Below are 22967 nucleotides of genomic sequence, written 5' to 3'. Positions count from 1 at the left end.
AATTAGGCGTGGACGGATGAAAGGGGAGCGGAGATTTTGTGAGGAAGAGGCTTCTCTTTTTTTGCCATTTCATAAAAATTGTAGGCGAAAATCAGGTGGGAGACAAACATCATGGAGCCTCCGATTGCTCTCCAAACCCAAAACGGCTGCATCAAAATCACAGAATTGATGAAGGATTCTCCCTCAATCCAACTGAGCCCACGGAGTGTTCCTCCCGTCATCAGTGAAATCATGTAGGCGAAAAGTCCCACGAAAGCCAACCAGAAGTGAATCCCGACACCCAATGCAGGCGGCTCTTTACCTGTGACTTTGGGTAAAATCGCATACATGCAGGCCCAGAGGATGAAAGTGATGATCCCGTACATGGTCATGTGCGAGTGGGCGACATTGAAGTCCGTAAAGTGCCAGATGAAATTGGTCAGACGGAAAGCTTGCAGGCTTCCTTGTGCAGATCCGACAAAGTAAAAGACCACACCAACCAGGAAAAAGGGCAGCACATAGCTTTTGGAAATGGCACTCCAGCTTCCCTTCATGGTCATCAGGAAATTGGTTGTTCCCGAGACCACCGGGATAAACATCCCCGCACTGAAGACTATCGCAACGGTTTGTAACCACCAAGGCAAAGGACTGAAAACAAAGTGATGGGTGCCAATCAGCGTGTAAAAGAGCATCTGTGTCCAAAATGCCAGCACACCCAGAGAATAGGAATAAATCGGTTTGTTCAGAGAAGTCGGAAGGTAATAGTAGGTCAAGCCCAGCGTAAAGGTCATAAACCACATTCCGACTCCCTGGTGCATGTAGTATCCCTGAATCACAGTTTCTCCGAGGCCATCTTGGAAACTCGGCAAGTACCCAATCACTACCAGAGTTATGGTCCAAATTAGTCCGCCTAAGAGGTACCAATTGGAGATATAGATTTCGGAGATTTTTCTGGCGGCAACGGTTTTATAGTAATTGAAAAAGGTCAAAATTAACCCGGAGGCAAAGAGCAAAGCCACTGGCCAGATGTATTCCCGATATTCTCCGCCTCCGTTATTTACGCCGCTCATGAGCAGAAAATTGCCCAATACGACGGCAGAATTCATGAGGTACCAGGCGATTTTTCCCAGGCTGTAGCTGAAAATACCGGTGTTGGAGGTGCGGGAAATGACAAAATATCCCAAACCTACCATGGCCATGGAGGCCCAACCCCAGAATACCGTATTGGTGTGGACCGGCCGGAGTCTGCCAAAGGATAACCAGGAGATTTGATCCATTTCAGGCCAGATAAATTTCATTCCGACGTATTGGCCGACCAGGGTTCCAAAAACCAACCAAAACACCGCTGCTCCCAAGTACCAGATCATTAAGTTTCTGAGGGGCTTGGGTGTTTCCATGCGGAGGGTTTCCTTTTTCTTTTCATCCACCAGGGGATTTTCAGGATCATGGGTGACCTTGGCAATCAATCCCCGACTGTCATCGGAGTTGCCTTTTCCTGTAAGTTCGGTGCCTGTCAGTTGGTATTTTTTTGCGGCTTTCCGCTTTTCCAAAATCCAGTCCAAATCTTCTTCCTCCCAATTCACCAATTCGGACTTTAGCGTTTCCTTTTTTCTGGATTCAGCCCTTTTTTGAAGGCCTTGGAAAAGCGCGGAAAGCCGGGATCCGATGATGAGAATGGCAACTAAAGAAACTAAGGCAATGAGTAGGGCGGTTCCGATGATTCCCGGACTGGACCACCATTGTTCGATGGCAGGGTTGGGGACCGTTTGAGCCTGGGATTGGCTTAATCCCAAACCCAGAACCAGTAAAAGAAGTGTAGTGCGTTTCATATTGAGGCAGGTATTATTCGAAATGCTGAAATCAATTCAAGGATTGGCTTTTGAATCTATTTCCGATAAAATTGTCGAAAATAGATTCAAAAAAAAATGAGACCTAACGGACCAAAATAGTTTGGCCTGATTTGATTCCATTTGCCAATTCCAGCAAAGTGGTAGATTCTAATGCGTTTTTTAATTCAGATCTGATTTTTACAAACTTGGAGTGCATTGGACAGGGCTTTTGGGCATTGCATTCGCTCAGTCCAAGCCCGCATCCCAAGAAGATGGAATCTCCATCGATTACCGAGACGATTTGGATAATCCTGGTGGATTCCATTTGATCGGGTCGGATATAGAAGCCTCCATAAGGACCTTTAAGGGATTCGATCAAGCCGTTTTTGGCCAAGTCTCCCAGAATTTTTGCTGTGAAAGCTTCAGGTGAGCCTACTTTTTCCACAATATCGCCGATTTTGACCCGCTCTCCTTTGAGGGATTGGGTGGCCACATAGATCATGGCTTTGATTCCGTATTCACAGGCTTTGGAAAACATATCAGGATATTGATTGGCCAAAAATATGACAAAACTCATTTCCGACAAATTTATCGAAAATAAAAAAATTGTATATTATGCTTTTTTGGATGGAGACTTGATGGAGCTTTTATCCATAAAAAAAGTGCGGGTCGATGGAAACCCGCACTTTTCTTGACTTTTATTACTTCTGATTAGCCTTAGTTCAAGGCGTAGTGTAAGACTTTGGGAAATAGTTTGATTTCGGATTTGATCGAATGGGAGATCAGGCAGGCCTTTTCGGATTTTTCCAGCACTTTCAATCCCCGTTCCTCTTTTTCTTCCGGAGAAAGGATCAATTCCGGATAGAGGTGGATCTCTGTCATCATCCATTTTCCATCCACTTTAGCCAGAAGTCCACTGGCTTTGCAGCTGAATTTTTCAAATTTAAGATTCGAATGTTCGGCCACGGCCAGGAATGTAGTCATCAGGCAGGAGCTCACCGCTGCGGTAAACAGGTGTTCGGGTGACCAAATTCCCGGTACTCCATGTGGAAATTCCGGAGGAGTAGCACATTCGATGAATGTTTCGAGTTCGGGACTGCTGAGCTGTCCGATACGTCCATGGTTCCATTCCAGATGAACCAGATAGTCGTGTGTAGGTTGATGCATAATTTGGGGTTTGATTTAATAAACTTCGATTTCCTTTTTCTCCCTAAAGAAGTGATTCAGGACAATTGGCCGTTTGTGTTTTAGATTGAGGGCACTTTTCAGCACAATCCAGGTGAGCGGCAGGACTCCTCCCAGCAGGAATACCGATCCGCCGATGATTCTCAGCCAGGTCATGGTTTGAAAAGGAGCGCTTTGAATGAATTCCTGGGATCGGGCAAACCAGTATCCTTTGTCCATGACTGTAAAGAGCTGGTGAATGCCTGCCGGAAACAGATCCAGGATGACCATCAGAACCAATCCAAAATTGATGGACCAGAACGAAATGGTGACAAGTTTGGGGTTCCAGGCTTTGGGTTCCACGAGATATCTCAGGGCAAAAAGAATTCCTGCAATAGAAAGATTCCCATAAACCCCCATCAATGCCGCATGCCCATGATTTACTGTGAGGTAAGTACCGTGCTCGTAATAGTTGGCAATGGGAAGATTGATGATCAGGCCAAATACTCCTGCACCAAAGAAATTCCAAAAATTCACCCCAAGCAGGAAAAGGAACACTCCCGGCATGGCGAAAAGTGAGGATCGCTCCCCATTTGGGTTCTTTTTGGAGAGGATGTAGGGCATTTTTTGCATTCTCCAGGCCTCCAAAGTGAGCAGTATCAGTGGAACCACCTGAAGAGTAGAAAATACAGATCCTAAAGCAAGGGTGCCGACTGGCTTGGCATTCCAATAGAAATTATGAGAGATGCCAAGTAAACCCGAGCCCAGAAAAAGAAGGGCCGCCAAATAAACCACTTTGGTAACTGCCTGTCGGTTGACCAAACCCATCATCACCATCATGTAGCCAACAATGATCGTGGTGAAGACTTCGAAGAATGCCTCTACCCACATGTGAACCACCATCCATCTCCAAAAATCAGCAACCACAAAATTGGTCTCGGGACTGGCGACAAAACCAGAAACCAGCAAGATCAAGATGCAGACAACAGCATAGATCAGCCAGTTTGGAAGTTCCCAGGGTTTTGCTTTTTGAACCACAGCTTTCAAACCCCGGTAAGTTGTCCAGGCCCAAAGCCCAAAGATGACCAAGAGCATGTACTGATAAATTCTCCCCAATTCCACAAATTCCCAACCTTGGTGACCCAGCCATCTGGACATGGTGCCCAGCATGCCTTGAGGTCCCATATACATGCCGACTACCGATCCTGCGACCATCACAAAAAATATCGCAAACAATAGGTTGATCAATTTGACCTGACCTTTGGGTTCGCCTTTGGCAAGGAGGGGTAAGATGAAATAAGAAATACCAATCCAGCAGGCAGATATCCAATAAAGGGATAGCTGCACATGCCAGCTTCGGGAAATGGTCATCGGAATCAAGGCCTGCAAATCCACTCCGAGGATCGTGGTGAATCCTACAAAATCATGCACCGTGAGTACACCGGCAAGTACTTGGATTAAAAAGAGGAGAATCGCAACGTAGAAGAATTTGAAAGTGGCACGTTGGGTAGGAGTTGGATGGAATTTTCTAAGTCGATCCTCGGTGACCATTTCCGAGGCTCCTTTCGCATAATACTCCTCGTCCAGCTGTTCAAACTGCCCATAGTAATACATCACGGCCCCCAATCCCAACACCAATCCGAAAAGTCCGATGATACTCCAGAGCATGGTTGACGGAGTGGGCGTATTTCCAGAATCGGGGTCATAAGGCCAATTATGGGTATAGCTGTAGTTTTCGCCGGGTCTTTCCACACTGCAGACCCAAGCTCCCCAGTAGAAAAAATTGCTTAATTGTCGGATTTCTTCAGGATCTGTCAGATAGCCCACGGGCTTGAAGGCTTCCGGAAAATCAGAATCCCGAAAGACCTTTTGATAAAAATTATTGACTTCTTCAATTGCGAAAAACTGGGCTGAGGAAACTTTTGCTTGATTGCTTGCTTCATCGTATCGGTTGATTTTGATTTCCTTTTTGACATTTTCTTCAATGCCGGATTTTTCAAGCTCGTTTAATTCCGCTTTAGTGTCCACCCTGTAAAACTCCTTCATGGCATCCGAAGTCACGTGCAGGGTTTGGGCTGTAAAGTCCGGCCCCCGGAGTGCACCATCTCCAAACATGCTCCCATATTCCATCAGGGCATAGCGATGAAATACCTCCTGACCGGCTAGGATACCTTCTTTGGAAATGATCACCTGGCCTGACTCACTGACAAAATCCGGAATTGGTGGAGCCTCCTCATGGGTTTGATATCCGATGAAAATCAGTCCTGTGATGCTGACCGCAAAGATCAGAAGGAAGGGAAGCCACCAGTTTTTTGGCTTCATCAAATAGGTGAGTAGGCTGGGTTCGGGTTTCATAGTCAAAGGAGTAAATTATTAATTCCTATTTAAGAGTATTTTATCTTAATAAAGAGTAAAAAAAGGTCACTCGTCAAGCCTGACCTCCTGGGTTCTGATTTTTTCACCCAAAGTCGCCAGGCTGGTTTCGGCAAAGTTTTTCTGAAGTTGGATTTTTGTTTCTTTCCAAAACTCATGCACCGGGCAAGGCTTGGCTATTCCGCAATGCGGCAATCCAATGAGACACTTGTCAAAGTAGTCTTCTCCCTCCAAGGCTTTGACCACGTCAATCAGCATGATTTGGTCGGCGGGCTTGGCTAGGGCAATTCCGCCCGAAGGACCTCGGTAGGAGATGAGTATTCCCTTTTCAGTGAGTTCCCTGAAAATTTTGGTAATGAAATGAAAGGATAATTTCAAGTTGTCAGAGATCTGCCGGATACTCATATACTGTCCCTCTGAAGGGTTGGCAACCAAATACAGAATGGCCCTTAATCCATATTTGCCTACTTGGGAAAGTGCTTTCATTCGTATTAAGAGTATTTTGTCCGAAATAAAATCAATTCATTTTTCAATTCAAAACCTAAGAAAAATAAATGAGCTCTTGTATTTCTAAAAATCATGTGCTTTCTTTGTTAGTAAATACTAACTAACAATAAAAAATGATCTCCGAAAGACAAAAAGAAATCATCGATGCGGCAGGCAGAATCCTGACTGAATCGGGCATCGGAGGCTTGACCACCAAAAAGTTGGCTTTTGAGATGGGATTTTCTGAGGCCGCGATTTATCGGCATTTTCCGAGCAAGGAGGCGATTATCTTGGCTTTGCTGGAATATCTCCGAGAAAATATGGCTTCCAGGCTTTCATCCTTGGATCAAAGTCTACCTGTGGAGGATCGTTTTCAGGCAGTATTTGCCAGTCAGTTTGCCTTTTTTACGCAGCACCCTCACTTTGTAGTCGCTGTGTTTTCTGATGGACTTTGGGAAGAAAGTGACCAAATCAATCAGGCCATTTTGGCTTTGATGCAGACGAAAGCAGGGTTTTTGAGGCCTTTGATTGCTGAAGGTCAAGCGAAAGGTTTGTTTAAGAAGGATGTTTCTGCCGAGCATTTGGTGCACTTGGTACTGGGGGCATTTCGCCTTCAGATGTTCAAATGGAGAGTGTCCGGATTCAATTTTGACCTCAATACTGCGGGAGCTCAATTGATCCAATCGATTTTAACTGTGATAAAGGATTAAAAAAATTTTCTCCAAAATGTTAGTAAGTACTCACAAACAAATTTTCCTTGCTGTATTCCTTCTCTTTCTGAGTTGGGGGATACAGGCACAGGAATGGACCCTGAAGCAAAGTCTGGATACAGCCATGCAGCATAACAGAGCCTTGCAAATGGCACAAAATCAGGTATCGGCTGCTGAATATAGAAATCAGGAGTCCCGCAGTCAGTTGTTGCCCAAAGTGATGGCTTCCGGAGACTACAGATATTCCACTCAGTTGCCCTATCAAATGCTTCCACAGGCAGCTTTTGGGGGTCCGGAGGGAGTGTATAGAGCGTTGCAGTTTGGGGTGCCTCATACGATTATGGGAAATCTGAATCTGCGAATGCCCATCTATGACCCTCAAGTCATGGCCGGGATTCAGCTTTCGGAATCCAATCAGGAGCTCAACGAATGGCAGCGAGTCAGAACCGAAGAGCAGATTCATCTGGAAGTTTCCAATCTCTATTACAATGCGCAGATTGTGAAAAACAAGCTGGCTTTTCTCCAAGCCAACCAAGTGAATGGAGTGAAACTGGAGCGGACTGTTCGGCTTCTTTATGAACAAAAAATGGCTAGCCGCACTGATCTGGATAAGGTAATCCTTCAAAATCAGCAGTTGGAATCCCAGATTTTTCAGCTCCAGAGTCAGTACTTGATTATTCTTCAGCAACTCAAATTGACTATCGGCTTACCCCTCGACCAAAAAATGGATGTGGTCGCTGAAGTCCACATGGAGGAATCAGAAGCGCCTGATGCAGGCTTGACTTCCGATTTTAGGATTCAGGAGATCCGGGAAAAAGTGCTTGGTCAGGAACTGAAAGCCATCAAAAACTCCAGAATTCCCAGTGTGAATTTGGTTGCCAATTATGGAACTACCGGCTTTGGTTACAATGGTGCGCCGGAGTCTTTTCTGGATTTTTACCCCCAGAGTTTTATCGGAGCACAAGTGAGTTTTCCGATTTTCAACGGGACAGTCACTTCCAAAAAAATCCATCAAAAGGAGCTGGAACTGGAAAATGCAAAACTTCAAAAATCTTTTGTAGCGGATCAAACTCAGGTTCAGTATCAGTCCGCTTTGCGTCAGCAGGCTACTGCCAAAAAGCAAATCGAGACCACCAAGGCCCAGATTGTGCTGGCAGAGTCGATTTATGCCAAATCCATCCTTTTGCAACAGGAGGGATTGGCTACGCTGACCGATATCCTGCTTGCTGACCAATCTCTGCGGACTGCCCAACAATCCTATCTCGACGCGATGGTCGAATACCTCAAGGCTACGCTCGAACTTAAAAAATCATCTGCCACCCTTCTCAATTGATCAAAAATGAAAAAGATTCTCATCTATATCATCCCTCTGGCTTTGGTCGCAATGGTGGCTATAAAGCTGGTTTCCAATAAGAAAACAGCCCAAGAGCGGGTTTATGTCTATGACAAAACGCAATCGGTTCCCGTTTTCGCAGTGAAAGTCTCAGAAGGGGAGTTGGGCAATGAGCGCAGCTTTTCCGGTGTGATCGAGCCCATTCGCGAAAGTAAAATCAGTGCGGAGGTCCAAGGAAAAGTCATTCGGGTAGCCGTGGAAGTTGGACAGCGAGTCGGTGCCAATCAGCTCCTTGTGCAGCAGGATGTGGCCTTGCTTCAGCTTCAACTGAAGTCAGCCGAAGTGCAGAAAGGAGGTTTGGAAGCAGACCTGAAGCGGTATAGGATTTTGGTAGAAAATGAAGCCATTCAGGGGGTTCAGCTGGAAAAGACTGAGCTTGCCTTGGCAGCTTTGGAGGTGCAAATCGCTACGCTGAAAGAACAAATTGACAAGTCTTCTATCCGGGCCCCATTTTCAGGAATTGTCACCGCAAAATTGACCGAGATGGGAGATTTTGCCGCTCCGGGAAAACCCCTGATTCAAGTGACAGAACTCAGCCAGATAAAATTGACGATACAGGTTCCTGAAAATGACTTGGACTATTTTCAATCCGGCAGTTCTCAGGCTGTGAAAATCGCATCTCTTTCTGGTGAATTCCCTGCGAAAGTAACCTTGGTCGGAAGCCGGGGATCGATCGGGAATTCCTTTCCGGTAGAGTTGACTTTTGAAAATACGGCTGACCTTTCAGTCAAGGCGGGAATGTTTGGTGAGGTTTCGATCAAAGCCGAGGCGAATTCCAAAGGTATGATTTTGCCTGCTTCCGCATTGGTAGGTTCTGAGTTGAATCCTCAAGTCTATGTGATTCAGGATGGAAAAGCCAAGCTCCAAACTGTGGAAATTGCTCAGCGAGTGGGTGATCAGCTCATTTTGAAAAGCGGAGTCAAGTCAGGCGATGTGGTCATCACCGGTGGTTTGGTCAATGTATTTGAAGGTGCGAATGTGGAACCCAATTTTTCCTCTGAGCGATGAACATTACCTCCATTTCCATCCATAGGCCTTCGCTGATCATCGTATTGTTCAGCTTGTTTATCCTCTTGGGATATATCGGCTTCACCAATCTGTCCTACGAGCTGATGCCTGATTTCAATCAGCCGGTGTTGGTGATCAAGACGGGCTATCCCGGCGCTTCGCCAGATGAGGTGCAGTCTTCCGTTTCTGAGAAAATCGAGGATGCTCTATCCAATCTGGAAGGGGTTGATTATCTCATTACCAAGTCCATGCCCAATGCCTCAGTAGTGATCGCAAACATGAATTATGGAGTCGATCTCGATCAGGCGATGCAGGATGCGCAGCGATACATCGACAATATTTTCAAGGACTTGCCTGAGGATGTGCTTTCGCCTGTGATGACGAAGGTTTCACCAAATGATCTGCCGATCATGTCTATTACCTCGACAAGCAATCTTGAGTCTAAGGAATTTTACCAGAAAATGGTGGATGAGTTTATCCCTCAGATACAGCAGCTGAAAGGTGTAGCCGAGATTACCGTTTTGGGTGGAGAGCAACGGGAAATCCAGGTGAAGGTCGATCCTGAGAAATTGCGCTATTACCAGATTCCGCTTCAGCAAGTGGTAGATGCTATCAACCGGGCGGGCTTGGATGTTCCTGCCGGAAATGTGCAAACCGATCAAATTCAAAATGCAGTCCGCCTGAGCGGGAAGTTCAATGACTTATCAGAAATCGAAAATGTCCAAGTGGCAATGCCGATTCCCGGTGCGCCGATTTATGTGCGGGATTTGGCGGTGGTCAAGGACGGTACGAGGGAAATCACTTCTGTCAGCCGTTTCAACGGAAAAGAGGGAATCGGGCTTATGCTCAAAAAGCAGGGCGATGCCAATGCGGTGGAAGTTTCGAAGGCTGTCCGGCAAAAACTTTCTCAAATCGAGGCCCAATATGGAGCTGAAGGAGTCTCCTTTATCATAGCCGACGACAGTACCGACAATACTATCGCAGCGGTAAATTCTGTGGTCTTTGACTTGATCTTGGCGGTGATTTTGGTGGCTTTGGTGATGCTGCTCTTTTTGCGAAGTTTCAGAAACTCTCTTATCGTCTTGGTGGCTATTCCCACATCACTTGTGACGGCCTTCGCGGTGATGTGGCTTTTGGGTTATACACTGAATCTGATGACTTTGCTGGCCATGTCCTTGATTATCGGGATTTTGGTGGATGATGCCACAGTGGTTTTGGAAAATATCCAACGCCATCTCGACAGAGGAAAGGACAAAAAGTCCGCTGCCATGGATGGGCGTATGGAAATCGGCTTTTCAGCTCTTTCCATTACGCTAGTGGATGTGGTGGTCTTCCTGCCCATTCTTTTTCTACAGGTTTTTGTGGCCGACATGCTGAAGCAGTTTTCTGTGGTGGTGATCACTTCCACCTTGACAAGTTTGCTGGTGGGCTTTACACTTACTCCTTGGATGGCTTCTCGAATCGGGAAAGCTGAGGATTTAAAGCCGACTAATTCCTTTAATCGGTTTTTGATTGGATTTGAGCATCAGTTGGATCGCTTTATCGGCTGGTATGGTCGACAATTGACTTGGGTGTTGAATCATAAGTTGGCCTTTACCGGGATTCTGATTTTGCTTTTTGTGATGACCGCTGCGATCATGAAGCAGGGAATCATCGGCAAGGAACTCATCGCCACAGGAGACCAGGGCAAGTTTCGCCTGTATTTGGAATACGACAAGTCCACGAGTGTGAAAGAAAATAACCTCCGTACACTTCAGGTCGAGCAGTTTTTTTTGCAGCAGCCGGAGGTATCCACGATTTTCAGTAATGTGGCTGGACCTACAACCGGAATCGGGAGTTTGGGAGTGGGCTTGCCTTACAAGTCCGAACTTACTGTGCAGCTGCTGGACAAAGAGGAAATAGGTGGGCTTTCTACCGAAAAATACATGAAAGAGGTACGGGAAGAACTGAAGCGGACTTTTCCCAGTATCAGTTTTTCCATGTCAGCTTTGGGTTTGATTCCCCGTTCGGCTCCGATTGAGATGACACTGAGTGGGCCTGATCAAGCTCAGGTGATGAAAGTTGCGAAAAGCTTGGCGTTGGTCCTTGAAAAAATCCCCGGGGCAGATTACATCAAATTATCTGTGGAAGAGGGCAGTCCCGAGTATCAGGTGATTCCCGATTCGGACAAATTACAGCGGTTGGGGCTATCCAATGCTGTTTTGGGTTTGACTCTTCGAAATGCCTTTGCGGGGAATGAAGATGCGACTTTGACCGAGGTCGGAACCGAATATCCTGTGAGGATTCAGCTGGATAATTTCAACCGCCAATCCTATGAGGATGTCAAAAACTTTCAACTCGTCAATCCCAAGGGAATGCCGATCGTTCTTTCCCAAGTTGCAGAGGTAGTCCAGGCTAATTCCCCTTCAATGCTAGAGCGAAAAGACCGACAGCCTGCGGTAACTTTGACGGCGGATGCTTTGGGAAGACCTTCCGGTACCGTGGCCGATGAGGTTGTAGCTTATCTGAAAGACAATCCGCTTCCTGAAGGAGTCAGCATGGTTTGGGGATCAGATATCAAGCGGCAAAATGACAGCTTTGGAGCTTTGGGTCGGGTGTTACTGATTTCTTTCCTGTTGATCTACTTAATCATGGTGGCCCTTTATGACAGCTTTGTCTATCCTTTTGTGGTACTCTTTTCAATTCCTGTCGCAGTGATTGGAGCCTTTTTGGCACTCAATCTATCGATGAACAACCTGAGTTTGTTTGCGCTTTTGGGCTTGATTATGCTGATGGGTTTGGTGGCGAAAAATGCGATTTTGATCGTGGACTTTGCCAATCAGCTGAAAGAAAAAGGAATGGGAACAAGGGAGGCACTCCTCGAAGCAGGAAAAGGTCGGATGCGCCCCATCCTGATGACTACTCTTTCGATGGTGATCGGGATGTTGCCTATTGCTTTGGCGGGTGGCACTGCAAGTGAGTGGAAAAATGGATTGGCTTGGGTTATTATCGGAGGCTTGCTTTCATCCTTGATTCTGACAGTTTATCTCGTCCCGGTAGTTTATGAAACTGTAGAGAAAATAAAGGTGAATGTTTTGAAAATGGTGAAAATTCCCACTTCGGCTTAATTTTTCCCGATAGGAAACTTCAAATGCCCTGAGTCAATTTTGGCTCAGGGTTTTTTGAAAAAATATTAAAGGATAATTTTGTCTTTTATTTTTCTTCTTCTACATTTGATGCAGAAATCAGTCAAAAGATGTTTTCCAAAGCCTGTAAATACGCGATCAACTCCATGATTTTTCTGGCAACCCTGCCAGAAGGAGAGGAGCGTGTCGGTTTGAAGGAGATCGCAATTGCCATCAATTCTCCGGAAGCATTTACCGCTAAAATTCTCCAAACCTTGGTCAGGGAAAATCTTTTGATTTCAATCAAGGGACCAAACGGAGGATTTCAAATTTCCGAATCCGGGAAAAAAGTCCCGCTCCATCGGGTGGTCCAGGTCATTGACGGTGATTCGGTGTTTACCGGTTGCGCATTGGGATTACAGGAATGTTCGGAAAAGCGGCCCTGTGCTGTCCATCATAAGTTTAAAGCTATCAGGGATCATCTTACTGGGATGATGATGACGACTACACTTGCGGATATGGCTAATGGTATCAGGCAGGGAGTTTCGTATTTGAAGTACTAAAAAAAAATTAAACCAATAGAGGATAAAAAACTCTTTTTAATTACATTGACTATGAATCAACTAGCTGAAAAAAAAGTAGGAAAAATTGTAGCGGACAATTTCCGCACAGCCAAGGTCTTCACCGAATTCGGAATTGACTTTTGTTGCAAAGGGGGAGTGAAACTTTCAGAGGCCTGCGAAACGCGCGGCTTGGATACAGAGAAGGTAATTCAGGAGTTGCTGCCGATTTTTCAGACAGCAGATTCTACAAATTACCTGGGAATGGGGATGAAGGAATTGGTGGATCATATCGTCACGGTTCATCATAAGTATGTGGAAGACACCATTCCCGCGCTCAAGTTTTATCTGGACAAAATCAACCGTGTTCACGGGGATCGGCATCCAGAATTGGAAGAAATCAAAACCCTGTTTTTCGAAACAGCTGATGCACTGACTGTCCATATGAAAAAAGAGGAGTTTGTACTTTTTCCTTATATCAAGGCCATGGAGGATGCCTTGAAGAACGATTTCCCACTTTCTGCCCCACATTTTGGCCATATCGACAATCCAATTGCCATGATGGAGGAAGAGCATGATACCGAAGGGGAGCGGTTTCGGAAGATTTCGGCTTTGAGTAATACCTACAATCCGCCATCGGATGCCTGCCAAACTTACCGGGTAGCCTTTGCGATGCTGCAGGAGTTTGAAAATGACCTTCATACCCACATCCATTTGGAAAACAATATTTTGTTTCCAGTGGCCCAACAAGTTTTTGCCCAATTGAACTCTTGATCCATGAAAGCCCAAAGCACTAAATTGAATCCTTTCCTTCCTTCGGATCCGCTGAAATTCAGGTGGATTTGGTTGAATTGGGCATTCGGGTTCTTTTTTATTGCTTCAGTTTTTGGGCTTTTGATGAGGTCTTTTCATATCTGGGAGATCCCTGTTTTGGAATATCGGAACATCCTGCACACTCATTCCCATATCGCCATGTTGGGATGGGGATTTCTGATCCTCACTGGCGGGATGGTTTTTAGCCTTGCCAAAGCCGAAAATGAAATCCGGAAGTTTGGCTGGCTGTTTATCGGTGCTGTGGTTTCTGCTTTGGGAATGCTGGCATCCTTTCCTGTTCAGGGATACGGGGCTGTCAGTATTTCCTTTGCGACCTTGCATGTGCTGATCTCTTATGGATTTGTCTACCGGCTACTTATTCTGTTGAATTCAGAAAAAAGCACCACCGGCATCCGTCTCCTTCGACTGGCATTGGGATTCTTGGTGATTTCCACCTTGGGACTTTGGGCCTTGGGTCCGATCAATGCCCAATTGGGGAAAATGCACGAGCTCTCCTTTATGAGCATCCAATGGTTTCTCCATTTTCAGTTGAACGGCTGGTTTGTATTGGGAGCCCTGGGTTTGATTTTCCTTCATTTTGAAAGATCCGGTTATCAGTTTCACTGGCCCAAGTATCAGGAGATTATTCTGGCTGGCTCTGTGATTCTGACCTACGCTTTGGCAGTGACTTGGGCCGAACCCAGTCCCCTTGCTTTTCAGATCAACGGATTGGCTGTACTCATCCAGTTGGTGGCGTATTCCTTTTTAATCCTAGCCTTGTTCAGAGGATTTTGGAAGGTGGATTTGCTACCAATTGTCAGGATTCTATTGATCTCCGCTTTTGTCTCGCTGCTTTTGAAAGCAGCACTTCAGGCGATTCTTGTTTTCCCATCCATTGCAGTCATTTCTTACACTATCCGGATGTACGTGATCGGCTTCTTGCATCTGGTCCTTTTGGGAGTATTGACCATGGGAATTTCAGGTTTGGCGGTGCAGAAGAATTGGATAGAAGACACAGTCATTTCCCGATCAGGATGGGCTCTGCTGCTGGGAGGATTCGTTATTTCTGAGCTTCTGCTCTTTGGTCAGGGGACACTCATCTGGTTAAAACTCGGATTCATGGAAGACTATCATTTATATCTTTTCCTGGGTTCCTGCCTGTTTCCCATTGGTTTGGGATCCCTTCTGATCCAGGTTTTATTTCAAAAAATTCCATTTCAAAACATATCCAACCCAAAAATCAAATTTCAAAAAATCACAACCCAAACTATGAAAAAATCCCTGCTTTGGTCAGCGGGAATCCTGGGGATACTCCTGACCGCATGTGGTGGAGGTACAGAACAGTCTGCTACCTCTACTGAGACTTCCTCAGCTCCGGCTACCGAAGCTGCTGCACCAGATCCCAAAGGTATCGGCGAGATCAAATCTGTAGATCTCGGCACCGGTATAGATGCTTCTCTTGCAGATGCCGGTAAAGCCATCGTCGATATGAAATGTACCGCATGTCACCAGTTGAACGACAAGCGATTGGTAGGTCCTGGATTTCAGGGTGTCACCAACCGGAGACGGCCTGAATGGATCATGAATATGATCACCAATGTGGATGTCATGCTGGAGCAGGATCCTACCGCCCAGAAACTTCTGGAGGAATGTCTCACCCGAATGCCAAATCAAAACCTTAGTCAGGCAGATGCCAGAGGAATCTTGGAATTCATGAGAAGAAATGACGAAGAAAAAGCTGGCGAGCGTGATGCTGCTGTCAAATAATTAAACTTTTAATCAATTTATCACTATGGAAAAGAAAGTCTGGCTTTTAGCAATTGGTTTGACAGCCGTTGCATTGGCCCCTGGATGTAAACCCAAAGGCGCACAAACTGCAATCACAGGTGATGCAGCTTCCAAGGTTTACGTGGCTCCCGGTAATCACGATGAATTTTACAACATCGTTTCGGGTGGTTTCAACGGTCAAATGTCCGTTGTCGGTCTGCCTTCCGGCAGGGTTTTGAAGATTCTTCCTGTTTTCTCCGTAAATCCGGAAAATGGATGGGGGTACTCTGAAGAATCCAAGCCGATGCTCAATACCTCACAGGGGTTTGTGCCTTGGGACGATTTGCACCATATCGCCATTTCTACCACCAACGCGGAGCATGATGCGAGATGGGCTTTTGGCAATGCCAACAATACGCCGAGAATTGCCCGGGTTGATTTGAATACGTTCAAAACGGTCGAAATCATTGAAATCCCGAATTCAGCCGGTAACCACTCCTCTCCTTTCATTACTCAAAACACCGAGTATGTGGTGGCGGGTACGAGATTCTCGGTGCCGGTAGGTGAAAATAATGACGTTTCGATCGATTCCTACAAAGAGAATTTCAAAGGCTACATCTCGTTTATCGGAGTAAATCCCGAGTCAGGAGAAATGAACCTTTCCTTCCAGATCGAAGCACCTCCTTTCAACTTTGACTTGGCCCGTGCGGGGAAAAACAAGTCGCATGGTTGGTTCTTCTTTTCCACTTACAATACCGAAATGGCGCATACCCTTTTGGAGGTAAATGCCTCTCAAAAAGACAAGGATTTCATCATGGCGGTCAACTGGAAAAAGGCTGAAGAATATGTGAAAGCCGGTCAGGGAACCAAGAAAAAAGCCAAGTATGTCCACAACAAGTGGAATGAAGAAACCCACTCAGCGACCTCTACCATGATGGAAGATGTGCTGACCCTTGATCCGACTGTCTTGAAAGACATCGTGTATTTTATCCCTTGTCCCAAATCTCCTCACGGAACTGATACCGATCCAACAGGAGAATTCATTGTAGGAAGTGGTAAACTGGCAGCCATCATCCCGGTGTTCTCTTTCACCAAAATGCTGGCAGCGATCGAAAGCAAGGACTTCGAAGGAGATATCAACGGTATGCCGGTATTGAAGTATGAGTCTGTACTTCATGGAGAAGTAGTGAAGCCAGGTCTTGGACCTTTGCACACCGAGTTTGACGGCAAAGGCTTTGCCTACACTTCCATGTTCGTTTCCTCAGAGATTGTAAAATGGAACATTGAGACTTTGGAAGTAGTGGACCGGGTGCCAACTTACTATTCTGTCGGTCACCTTAGTGTGCCAGGCGGACCTACCGGCAAGCCTCATGGCAAATACATGGTGGCTTACAACAAGATCACCAAAGATCGCTACTTGCCAACCGGACCGGAACTGGCGCACTCAGCTCAGTTATATGATATTTCTGGTGACAAAATGCAGCTCTTGCTGGATTTCCCGACCATCGGTGAGCCACACTACGCAGAGGCATTCCCTGCCAGTCTGATCAAAGACCGTCAGGTGAAATTTTACCCAATCGAGAAAAACCAAAGCCCTTATGCACTCAAAGGTGTAGCAGATGCAAGAGTTGAGCGAAAAGGAAATGAAGTCCATGTATATATGACCTCTATTCGCTCCAACTTCAGACCTGACAATATCGAAGGGGTCAACGTGGGCGACGAAGTGTATTTCCACGTGACCAATCTCGAGCAAGACTGGGATGTTCCTCACGGATTTGCCATCAAAGGGGCAAATACTGCGGAACTTCTGATCATGCCAGGAGAAACTTCCACCCTGAAGTGGGTACCGGATCGCACTGGAGTCTTTCCATTCTATTGTACAGACTTCTGTTCTGCACTCCACCAGGAAATGCAGGGATATTTAAGAGTGTCTCCAAAAGGCTCATCAACAACATTGAAGTTTTCCACCGGAGAAGTTGAGTAATCATCCTTTTCCTACCGTCGGCTCAGAAATGGGCCGGCGGTTTCTACCCCAAGTTTTATGAAATCTCTTAGTTTTTTCAATCGAATACTTGTTCTACTGGCAGCATTGCTGATCATTCCTTCCTATTTTACTCCTCTCTGGCAAATCAGCCTTTGGGCTCCGCAATATCCGGAAGGACTGAATATGAAGATCTGGATTGATCATCTTAGTGGGAATGTGGATCAAATCAACGGTGTCAACCATTATATCGGAATGAGGCATATCGGCAACGAGATGTTTCCTGAGTTTTCCTTTTTGATCTATGTGATCGGTGCGTTGGTAGCCGTTGGGGTCCTTGCTTTTCTGATTGGAAAAAGATGGAGTTTGTATGCTTTTTTTGGGTTGATTACCCTCTTCGGTCTGGCAGTTTTGGCAGACATGTACAGATGGGGCTACCAATATGGTCACAACCTCGACCCCAAAGCAGCCATCAAAGTGGAAGGAATGAGTTACCAGCCACCCCTGATCGGATACAAGGAACTTCTGAATTTTCTTGCCTACTCCGGTCCCGATACCGGAAGCTGGATCATAATGGGAGGAGTCGGTTTGCTTATTTTGGCTATTGTTCGGGATAGATTTGAAAAACCTGCACTTGTCAAGAATCCTTATACCTCAAAATAAAATGAAACACTATCTATCAATATTCACTCTTTTGGTCTTGTTGGCTTCCTGCTCGGCGGATCCCAGACCAATCGCTTATGGTCAGGATGGATGTCATCACTGCAAGATGACCCTGATGGACCCAAAATTCGGTGCTGAACTGGTGACTGAAAAGGGTAAAGTATTTGTTTTTGATGATGTGAACTGCATGCTGCAGTACATGGATTCAGTCAATGATGAGGTTTACAAGCATATTTTGGTGACGGATTACCTCAATCCTGGAGTACTCTTGGATGCCAATGTGGCCTTTTACCTCAAGTCGGATCAGTTCAAAACCCCTATGGCAAGCCAGATTGTAGCCTTTCCGGATTACGATAAAATGAATGAATTCAAACAAAAAAGCGGAGGTGTATATCTTGCTTGGGGAGAATTGACCACTCAGTTCAAATAAAATGACCTCATAAGGGGTCCAAACCATGAAACGCACTATCGTCCTATTCTTTTGTTCAATCCTTTGGCTGATTTCTACTCAGGTAGGATTTGCGGATGTCATCCGTATTGCTTCGGGTCAATCCATCCAGGAGGCAGTGGATCGGGCTTTGCCGGGAGACACGCTGAGAGTAAGCGCCGGAACCTACCCCCAGTCTGGAATCGTCATCCGCAAACCACTCGTTTTGATCGGGGAAGATTATCCGGTTTTGGATGGAGAGATGAAAGGAAATATCCTGGTCATCGCGGCGGAAAATGTGACAATCCAAGGATTCAAGATCATCAACACCGGCAAGTCCAATATGGACGATTCGGCCGCCATTAAATTTTTCGATTCCAAGAACTGTGTGATCAAAGACAACATACTTGAAAATGCCTTCTTTGGACTCCATTTTTCCAATTCGTCGGGAATGACCATCTCAGGAAATCAAATCCATTCCGATGCGCTGCGTGAATTTGAAGTGGGTAACGGGATTCATCTTTGGAAGTGCAAAGATTCATTTATCACCAACAACCAGATTTCGGGTCACCGGGACGGCATCTATCTGGAATTCGTCACCAACACCGAGGCAGCGGAGAATCTGGTGCAAAAGAACATGCGCTATGGGCTGCATTTCATGTTTTCTCATGACAATAGCTACATCCGAAATACCTTCAAAAATAACGGTGCCGGTGTGGCCGTGATGTACACTAAAAATGTCATGATGAAGGAAAACCGATTTGAGGAAAACTGGGGTTCCAGCGCTTATGGGATTTTGCTCAAAGACATCAGCGACAGCGAAATCGTCGGCAATATTTTCCTCAAAAACACCATCGGCATCTACATGGAGGGCAGCAGTAGAATCGAATTTACCGGCAATACCTTTCAACAAAACGGTTGGGCGCTCAAGCTCATGGCGAGCTGTGATCAGAACACTTTCAAAGCCAATAATTTCACCCAAAATACCTTCGACATGAGCTCTAACGGTTCGGTGGTGCTCAACACGATCACTGAAAACTACTGGGACAAATATGAAGGCTATGACCTAAATAAGGATCTGATCGGGGATGTACCCTATCGTCCGATCAACTTGTACAGTGTGATAGTAGAGAAAATCCCAGCTGCGGTGATGCTTTGGAGGAGTTTTATGGTGACGCTTCTGGATCGGATGGAAAAGATCCTTCCGACCATGACTCCCGACCAGATGATCGATCAATCCCCTAAAATGAAACCTTATGATTTCGGTTAAGACGATATCCAAAAAGTTTGGCAGGCAGGAAGTGCTCAAGGACTTCACGCTGAGTTTTGAAAAGGGCAACAGTTATGCCATCATGGGGCCCAACGGCAGCGGGAAGACTACGCTGATCAAATCCATCTTGGGAATGGTACTGCCGGACAGCGGTGAAATCCTCGTCAAGGGTCGTTCAATCAAGGGTAAAGAGGACTACCGAAAAGATGTCGGCTACATGCCCCAAATCGGGAGATATCCCCAGAATATGAAAATTGGACAGCTCTTCTCCATGATGAAAGACATGCGACCTGAGATCAGGGAGTATGACCTGGATCTGGTCGAGGCGTTTGAACTGGAAAAAATCAAAGAAAAGACGATGGGCACCTTGTCGGGAGGTACTACTCAAAAAGTCAGTGCGGCTTTGGCTTTTCTTTTCAACCCCGAGGTCTTAGTATTGGACGAACCTACCGCTGGACTTGATCCGATTGCGGCTGAAATCCTAAAATCCAAAATTCGGAAGGAACGGGAAGCAGGCAAGCTCATCCTGATCACTTCCCATATCCTGAGCGATCTGGAAGAGCTGACCGATCAGGCAATTTATATCTTCGAAGGGGAGGTGTTTTTCAATGACTCCATCGAAAGCCTAAAAGAAATGACCTCAGAGGAGAAGTTTTCTCCGGCCATTGCCAAACTCATGCAGTGGACCCTAAAAAAAAAGTCAACCACTAAAGTTATGACTCATGCTTAAGCTGCTTAAATACGCCCTTTACGATATACTCAAATCCAGATTTGCGATCATTTATACTGCCTTTCTGATTTTGGTGGCGGTGTCTATCTATCAAGTGTCGGATGATTTGAGCAAGGTTTCCCTAAGCTTGATGAATGTTATGATCATGGTTGTTCCCCTGATCTCGGCGGTTTTTGCCACCACGCATTTTTATAATAATCTGGAATTTATCGAGCTGATGCTGGCCCAGCCGGTTAAGCGCTCCCAAGTTTTCCTCAGTCAGTTGTTCGCGGTGATTTTCATGCTGAGTTTGTCGTTACTTCTCGGATTTGGTCTCCCAATGCTACTCTGGGGGGCGGATAGCAGTCTGATTACACTTTTGGCGGTTGGAATGATTCTCAGTGCGGTATTTACAGGCTTTGCCTTTTTGGCCAGCGTACTCACCCGAGACAAAGCCAGGGCGATCGGAATCAGTCTGGCACTGTGGATTTACTTTTCCTTGGTGTATGATGGATTAGTACTGTACATCATTTACAGTTTTGCGGATTATCCTTTGGAAAAAGCAACTCTGGGTCTGGTCATGCTCAATCCGGTGGATTTGGGCAGGATTTTGATGCTGATGCAGTTGGATATCTCGGCGCTGATGGGCTATACAGGAGCGTTTTTCAAGCAGTTTTTTAGCAGTGGCATCGGCATGCTGGTCATTCTGATGGTCCTCTCGATTTGGTTGGTTGTGCCGATAGGGCTGTCGGGACGGGTCTTCAAGAAAAAGGATTTTTAATCGGGGAGTCGAGAAAACATTCTCCGCTTGAATTTCTACAAACAAGAATTAATCTGGAAAAATAGGCGTATAGAGGCGTCATAAAGATTTTCAGACACCAAAAAGAAAAAGTTTGGATGCTTCAATCGAACGGTTCGTACGCCTCGCACACCTCGTACTGTACGAATTGTTCGAGGATTGAAATTCGCAGCGATTGAAATGAATTGAAATTTCCAAAGTTGAGAATTGCGTTTCAATGTTTCCTGTAAAGGATGTCCACTGGGTGAGATTTATCGACATTAGATGTTTAGAGATTGGGAAATTAACGCAAGAAGTTTTCATAATGAAAACTTTTTAATATCTTCGACCGTTTATTAAACAGCTTGCTTTGAAAAACATTATTGCCATCAAAAATCTGACGGAGTTTTACCAGAAGCATCCAGATTCAAAATCAAGCATTGAGACCTGGATGGCTGTCACAAAACACGCTGTATGGCAAAAGCCCTCGGATGTGGTTCAGGATTTTCCTGACGCAGATCCTGTTAAAAACAGTCGGGTGGTGTTTAACATTGCACGGAATAAATATCGGTTAATCGTTCAAATCAGCTATTTGAGGCAATGGGTGTTTATTAAATTCATCGGGACGCACTCAGAATATGACAAGGTGGACGCAAGTACGGTTGAACAATTTTAAAATCGTAAATCAATTGAAATCATGAAATCGAGTATGGCGAAAACATCACATACTGGTATGAATGCCGACACTGCGAGATTCTCCCGAAGAAAAATCGGGACAGGCTATCTGACCATCAAGTAAAATTATAAACAGATGAAGTGGGAAAAGACAATTACGACAGAAAAGGAGTATGAAGAATCCCTTGCCAGGCTTTCTAAAATCTTCGAAGCAGATCCCGACAGTGCTGAAGGGATGGAGGCAGAATTGCTGGTGACTTTAATTGAAAAATACGAAAAAGAGCATTATCCTATTGCCCTGCCCGATCCCATCGAGGCCATAAAAGAATCGATGGACAGAAAAGGTCTCAAGGACAAAGATCTTATCCCGACAATTGGAAGTAAAACCACAGTGAGCCTCGTTTTAAATAGGAAACGAGCGTTGACGATCGAAATGATCAGAAATCTATCTGCTTTATTAAAGCTTCCGGTTGAAGTGCTTATCCAACCGTATGAGCTGGATGGGAAACAGGAAAAAGTGCGCATCTAGTCAGGAACGGAAAAATATTCTACGCTGGAATCTCTGCAACCATGGATCAGAACCGAAAAATTAGCTAAGTGAAAGTTTCATGGAAAACTTTTCAAACAGCAGAAAGAAAAAGGGAGGCTACTCAATTCGTACAGTTCGTACGGCTCGTACCCCTCGCACCGTACGAATTTTACGAAGTGGAAATGAGAGTCAAAACCATTCAAATGGATTCAATTCTGAAAAACGCGAAAACATTCAAATAAGCAGAAATTTCAAAGGTTCATTTTCTAAAATCTGACCCTCCAAGAATAGGTTCTTTTTCTGCTTTTCACATCAAAAAGAAAAAAGACCATTCAAAAACCAAAAACACAAAATGGGGTTATACGTCGATTAGGCCTACATTTGGAAGGGGTTCAAAATGATACGATTCAAATAAATTTAAAATTGTAAAAGCAAAATGAACCTGTCCCAGTTTTTGTCCCAGTTTTTCCGTAAGTAACTGACAATCAAGACAAGTTTGTAGCGCTGTTCCCGCTACTTAGAAGGATTAAGGGTTTGTAAATCAGCGATTTGCAAACCCTTTCCTGTTTTTGCTACAAATATTGCTACAACTGCATTACTTTTTTTCATGGCAGATAAACCAGGATCAGTCCAAAAAGTTGGGGGATTTGAGTGAATCGAGTTTCTTTGTTTAAAAAAACAATTGGAAGAAAAGGATTACCTCAGTTTACTTTTGCCACAGGGGCTTTTGGAATTTTTCAAGGTTACCT

Annotated in this window: 20 protein-coding genes; 15 read left to right on the top strand and 5 right to left on the bottom strand. The window is 45.3% G+C overall.

From position 1 onward, the window contains the following. Positions 1-2 precede the first annotated feature (2 nt). The 5 genes from J0A68_RS21425 to J0A68_RS21405 all read right to left on the bottom strand — a co-directional run bounded on the left by J0A68_RS21425 (position 3) and on the right by J0A68_RS21405 (position 5831). Complete coding sequence (locus J0A68_RS21425) at positions 3-1808, bottom strand: cbb3-type cytochrome c oxidase subunit I (protein ID WP_206580305.1); 1806 nt, start codon at positions 1806-1808, stop codon at positions 3-5. A gap of 103 nt (positions 1809-1911) precedes the next feature. After that, positions 1912-2346 (bottom strand): RrF2 family transcriptional regulator, encoded by a 435-nt coding sequence (locus tag J0A68_RS21420; RefSeq protein ID WP_206580347.1) that lies wholly within the window; start codon positions 2344-2346, stop codon positions 1912-1914. Between the two features lie 179 nt (positions 2347-2525). After that, positions 2526-2975 (bottom strand): OsmC family protein, encoded by a 450-nt coding sequence (locus J0A68_RS21415; protein ID WP_206580304.1) that lies wholly within the window; start codon positions 2973-2975, stop codon positions 2526-2528. A gap of 15 nt (positions 2976-2990) precedes the next feature. Next, positions 2991-5327: a nitric-oxide reductase large subunit gene (locus J0A68_RS21410; protein ID WP_206580303.1), complete on the bottom strand. Its 2337-nt coding sequence runs from the start codon at positions 5325-5327 to the stop codon at positions 2991-2993. A 66-nt stretch (positions 5328-5393) separates the two neighbouring features. Beyond that, a complete protein-coding gene (locus tag J0A68_RS21405) occupies positions 5394-5831 on the bottom strand; it encodes an RrF2 family transcriptional regulator (RefSeq protein WP_206580302.1) in 438 nt (145 codons plus the stop codon). A gap of 134 nt (positions 5832-5965) precedes the next feature. On the opposite strand from J0A68_RS21405, the gene J0A68_RS21400 reads away from it, so the two are divergent. The 15 genes from J0A68_RS21400 (at position 5966) to J0A68_RS21330 (ending at position 22218) form a co-directional block, all read left to right on the top strand. Then, a complete protein-coding gene (locus tag J0A68_RS21400; protein WP_206580301.1) occupies positions 5966-6541 on the top strand; it encodes a TetR/AcrR family transcriptional regulator in 576 nt (191 codons plus the stop codon). A gap of 124 nt (positions 6542-6665) precedes the next feature. Continuing rightward, the gene (locus tag J0A68_RS21395; protein ID WP_236025711.1) at positions 6666-7874 is read left to right on the top strand and encodes a TolC family protein; all 1209 of its coding nucleotides are present in this window, start codon (positions 6666-6668) and stop codon (positions 7872-7874) included. 6 nt (positions 7875-7880) lie between these two features. Beyond that, positions 7881-8942: an efflux RND transporter periplasmic adaptor subunit gene (locus tag J0A68_RS21390; protein WP_206580299.1), complete on the top strand. Its 1062-nt coding sequence runs from the start codon at positions 7881-7883 to the stop codon at positions 8940-8942. Then, positions 8939-12049 (top strand): efflux RND transporter permease subunit, encoded by a 3111-nt coding sequence (locus J0A68_RS21385; protein ID WP_206580298.1) that lies wholly within the window; start codon positions 8939-8941, stop codon positions 12047-12049. Before J0A68_RS21390 ends, J0A68_RS21385 begins: the two co-directional genes overlap by 4 nt. A 128-nt stretch (positions 12050-12177) precedes the next feature. Then, complete coding sequence (locus tag J0A68_RS21380) at positions 12178-12609, top strand: RrF2 family transcriptional regulator (protein WP_206580297.1); 432 nt, start codon at positions 12178-12180, stop codon at positions 12607-12609. Positions 12610-12660: 51 nt separating this feature from the next. After that, the gene (gene ric / locus J0A68_RS21375; RefSeq protein WP_206580296.1) at positions 12661-13380 is read left to right on the top strand and encodes an iron-sulfur cluster repair di-iron protein; all 720 of its coding nucleotides are present in this window, start codon (positions 12661-12663) and stop codon (positions 13378-13380) included. A gap of 3 nt (positions 13381-13383) precedes the next feature. Continuing rightward, complete coding sequence (locus J0A68_RS22900) at positions 13384-15186, top strand: c-type cytochrome (RefSeq protein WP_236025710.1); 1803 nt, start codon at positions 13384-13386, stop codon at positions 15184-15186. 25 nt (positions 15187-15211) lie between these two features. Beyond that, positions 15212-17170: a Sec-dependent nitrous-oxide reductase gene (nosZ, locus tag J0A68_RS21365; protein WP_206580295.1), complete on the top strand. Its 1959-nt coding sequence runs from the start codon at positions 15212-15214 to the stop codon at positions 17168-17170. Between the two features lie 57 nt (positions 17171-17227). Beyond that, positions 17228-17830 (top strand): hypothetical protein, encoded by a 603-nt coding sequence (locus J0A68_RS21360; protein WP_206580294.1) that lies wholly within the window; start codon positions 17228-17230, stop codon positions 17828-17830. Position 17831: 1 nt separating this feature from the next. Next, positions 17832-18260, top strand: a complete 429-nt coding sequence (locus J0A68_RS21355) for a nitrous oxide reductase accessory protein NosL (RefSeq protein ID WP_206580293.1) — start codon at positions 17832-17834, stop codon at positions 18258-18260. 25 nt (positions 18261-18285) lie between these two features. Then, complete coding sequence (locus J0A68_RS21350; RefSeq protein ID WP_206580292.1) at positions 18286-19527, top strand: nitrous oxide reductase family maturation protein NosD; 1242 nt, start codon at positions 18286-18288, stop codon at positions 19525-19527. Beyond that, positions 19514-20257: an ABC transporter ATP-binding protein gene (locus J0A68_RS21345; protein ID WP_206580291.1), complete on the top strand. Its 744-nt coding sequence runs from the start codon at positions 19514-19516 to the stop codon at positions 20255-20257. Before J0A68_RS21350 ends, J0A68_RS21345 begins: the two co-directional genes overlap by 14 nt. Then, positions 20250-21017 (top strand): ABC transporter permease subunit, encoded by a 768-nt coding sequence (locus J0A68_RS21340; protein WP_206580290.1) that lies wholly within the window; start codon positions 20250-20252, stop codon positions 21015-21017. Before J0A68_RS21345 ends, J0A68_RS21340 begins: the two co-directional genes overlap by 8 nt. A gap of 367 nt (positions 21018-21384) precedes the next feature. After that, positions 21385-21690, top strand: a complete 306-nt coding sequence (locus J0A68_RS21335; RefSeq protein ID WP_206580289.1) for a type II toxin-antitoxin system HigB family toxin — start codon at positions 21385-21387, stop codon at positions 21688-21690. Between the two features lie 135 nt (positions 21691-21825). Next, positions 21826-22218 (top strand): helix-turn-helix domain-containing protein, encoded by a 393-nt coding sequence (locus J0A68_RS21330; protein WP_206580288.1) that lies wholly within the window; start codon positions 21826-21828, stop codon positions 22216-22218. Positions 22219-22967: the final 749 nt, after the last annotated feature.

Origin of the sequence: Algoriphagus oliviformis, from assembly GCF_017254915.1 — a bacterium.
GTDB lineage: Bacteria > Bacteroidota > Bacteroidia > Cytophagales > Cyclobacteriaceae > Algoriphagus > Algoriphagus oliviformis.
This window is presented reverse-complemented; position numbering and strand designations above follow the sequence as displayed.

Coding starts and splice junctions, on each gene's coding strand:
- J0A68_RS21425 (WP_206580305.1), bottom strand. CDS start 1,808: ATGAAACGCACTACACTTCTTTTACTGGTTCTGGGTTTGGGATTAAGC.
- J0A68_RS21420 (WP_206580347.1), bottom strand. CDS start 2,346: ATGTTTTCCAAAGCCTGTGAATACGGAATCAAAGCCATGATCTATGTG.
- J0A68_RS21415 (WP_206580304.1), bottom strand. CDS start 2,975: ATGCATCAACCTACACACGACTATCTGGTTCATCTGGAATGGAACCAT.
- J0A68_RS21410 (WP_206580303.1), bottom strand. CDS start 5,327: ATGAAACCCGAACCCAGCCTACTCACCTATTTGATGAAGCCAAAAAAC.
- J0A68_RS21405 (WP_206580302.1), bottom strand. CDS start 5,831: ATGAAAGCACTTTCCCAAGTAGGCAAATATGGATTAAGGGCCATTCTG.
- J0A68_RS21400 (WP_206580301.1), top strand. CDS start 5,966: ATGATCTCCGAAAGACAAAAAGAAATCATCGATGCGGCAGGCAGAATC.
- J0A68_RS21395 (WP_236025711.1), top strand. CDS start 6,666: ATGCAGCATAACAGAGCCTTGCAAATGGCACAAAATCAGGTATCGGCT.
- J0A68_RS21390 (WP_206580299.1), top strand. CDS start 7,881: ATGAAAAAGATTCTCATCTATATCATCCCTCTGGCTTTGGTCGCAATG.
- J0A68_RS21385 (WP_206580298.1), top strand. CDS start 8,939: ATGAACATTACCTCCATTTCCATCCATAGGCCTTCGCTGATCATCGTA.
- J0A68_RS21380 (WP_206580297.1), top strand. CDS start 12,178: ATGTTTTCCAAAGCCTGTAAATACGCGATCAACTCCATGATTTTTCTG.
- ric (WP_206580296.1), top strand. CDS start 12,661: ATGAATCAACTAGCTGAAAAAAAAGTAGGAAAAATTGTAGCGGACAAT.
- J0A68_RS22900 (WP_236025710.1), top strand. CDS start 13,384: ATGAAAGCCCAAAGCACTAAATTGAATCCTTTCCTTCCTTCGGATCCG.
- nosZ (WP_206580295.1), top strand. CDS start 15,212: ATGGAAAAGAAAGTCTGGCTTTTAGCAATTGGTTTGACAGCCGTTGCA.
- J0A68_RS21360 (WP_206580294.1), top strand. CDS start 17,228: ATGAAATCTCTTAGTTTTTTCAATCGAATACTTGTTCTACTGGCAGCA.
- J0A68_RS21355 (WP_206580293.1), top strand. CDS start 17,832: ATGAAACACTATCTATCAATATTCACTCTTTTGGTCTTGTTGGCTTCC.
- J0A68_RS21350 (WP_206580292.1), top strand. CDS start 18,286: ATGAAACGCACTATCGTCCTATTCTTTTGTTCAATCCTTTGGCTGATT.
- J0A68_RS21345 (WP_206580291.1), top strand. CDS start 19,514: ATGATTTCGGTTAAGACGATATCCAAAAAGTTTGGCAGGCAGGAAGTG.
- J0A68_RS21340 (WP_206580290.1), top strand. CDS start 20,250: ATGCTTAAGCTGCTTAAATACGCCCTTTACGATATACTCAAATCCAGA.
- J0A68_RS21330 (WP_206580288.1), top strand. CDS start 21,826: ATGAAGTGGGAAAAGACAATTACGACAGAAAAGGAGTATGAAGAATCC.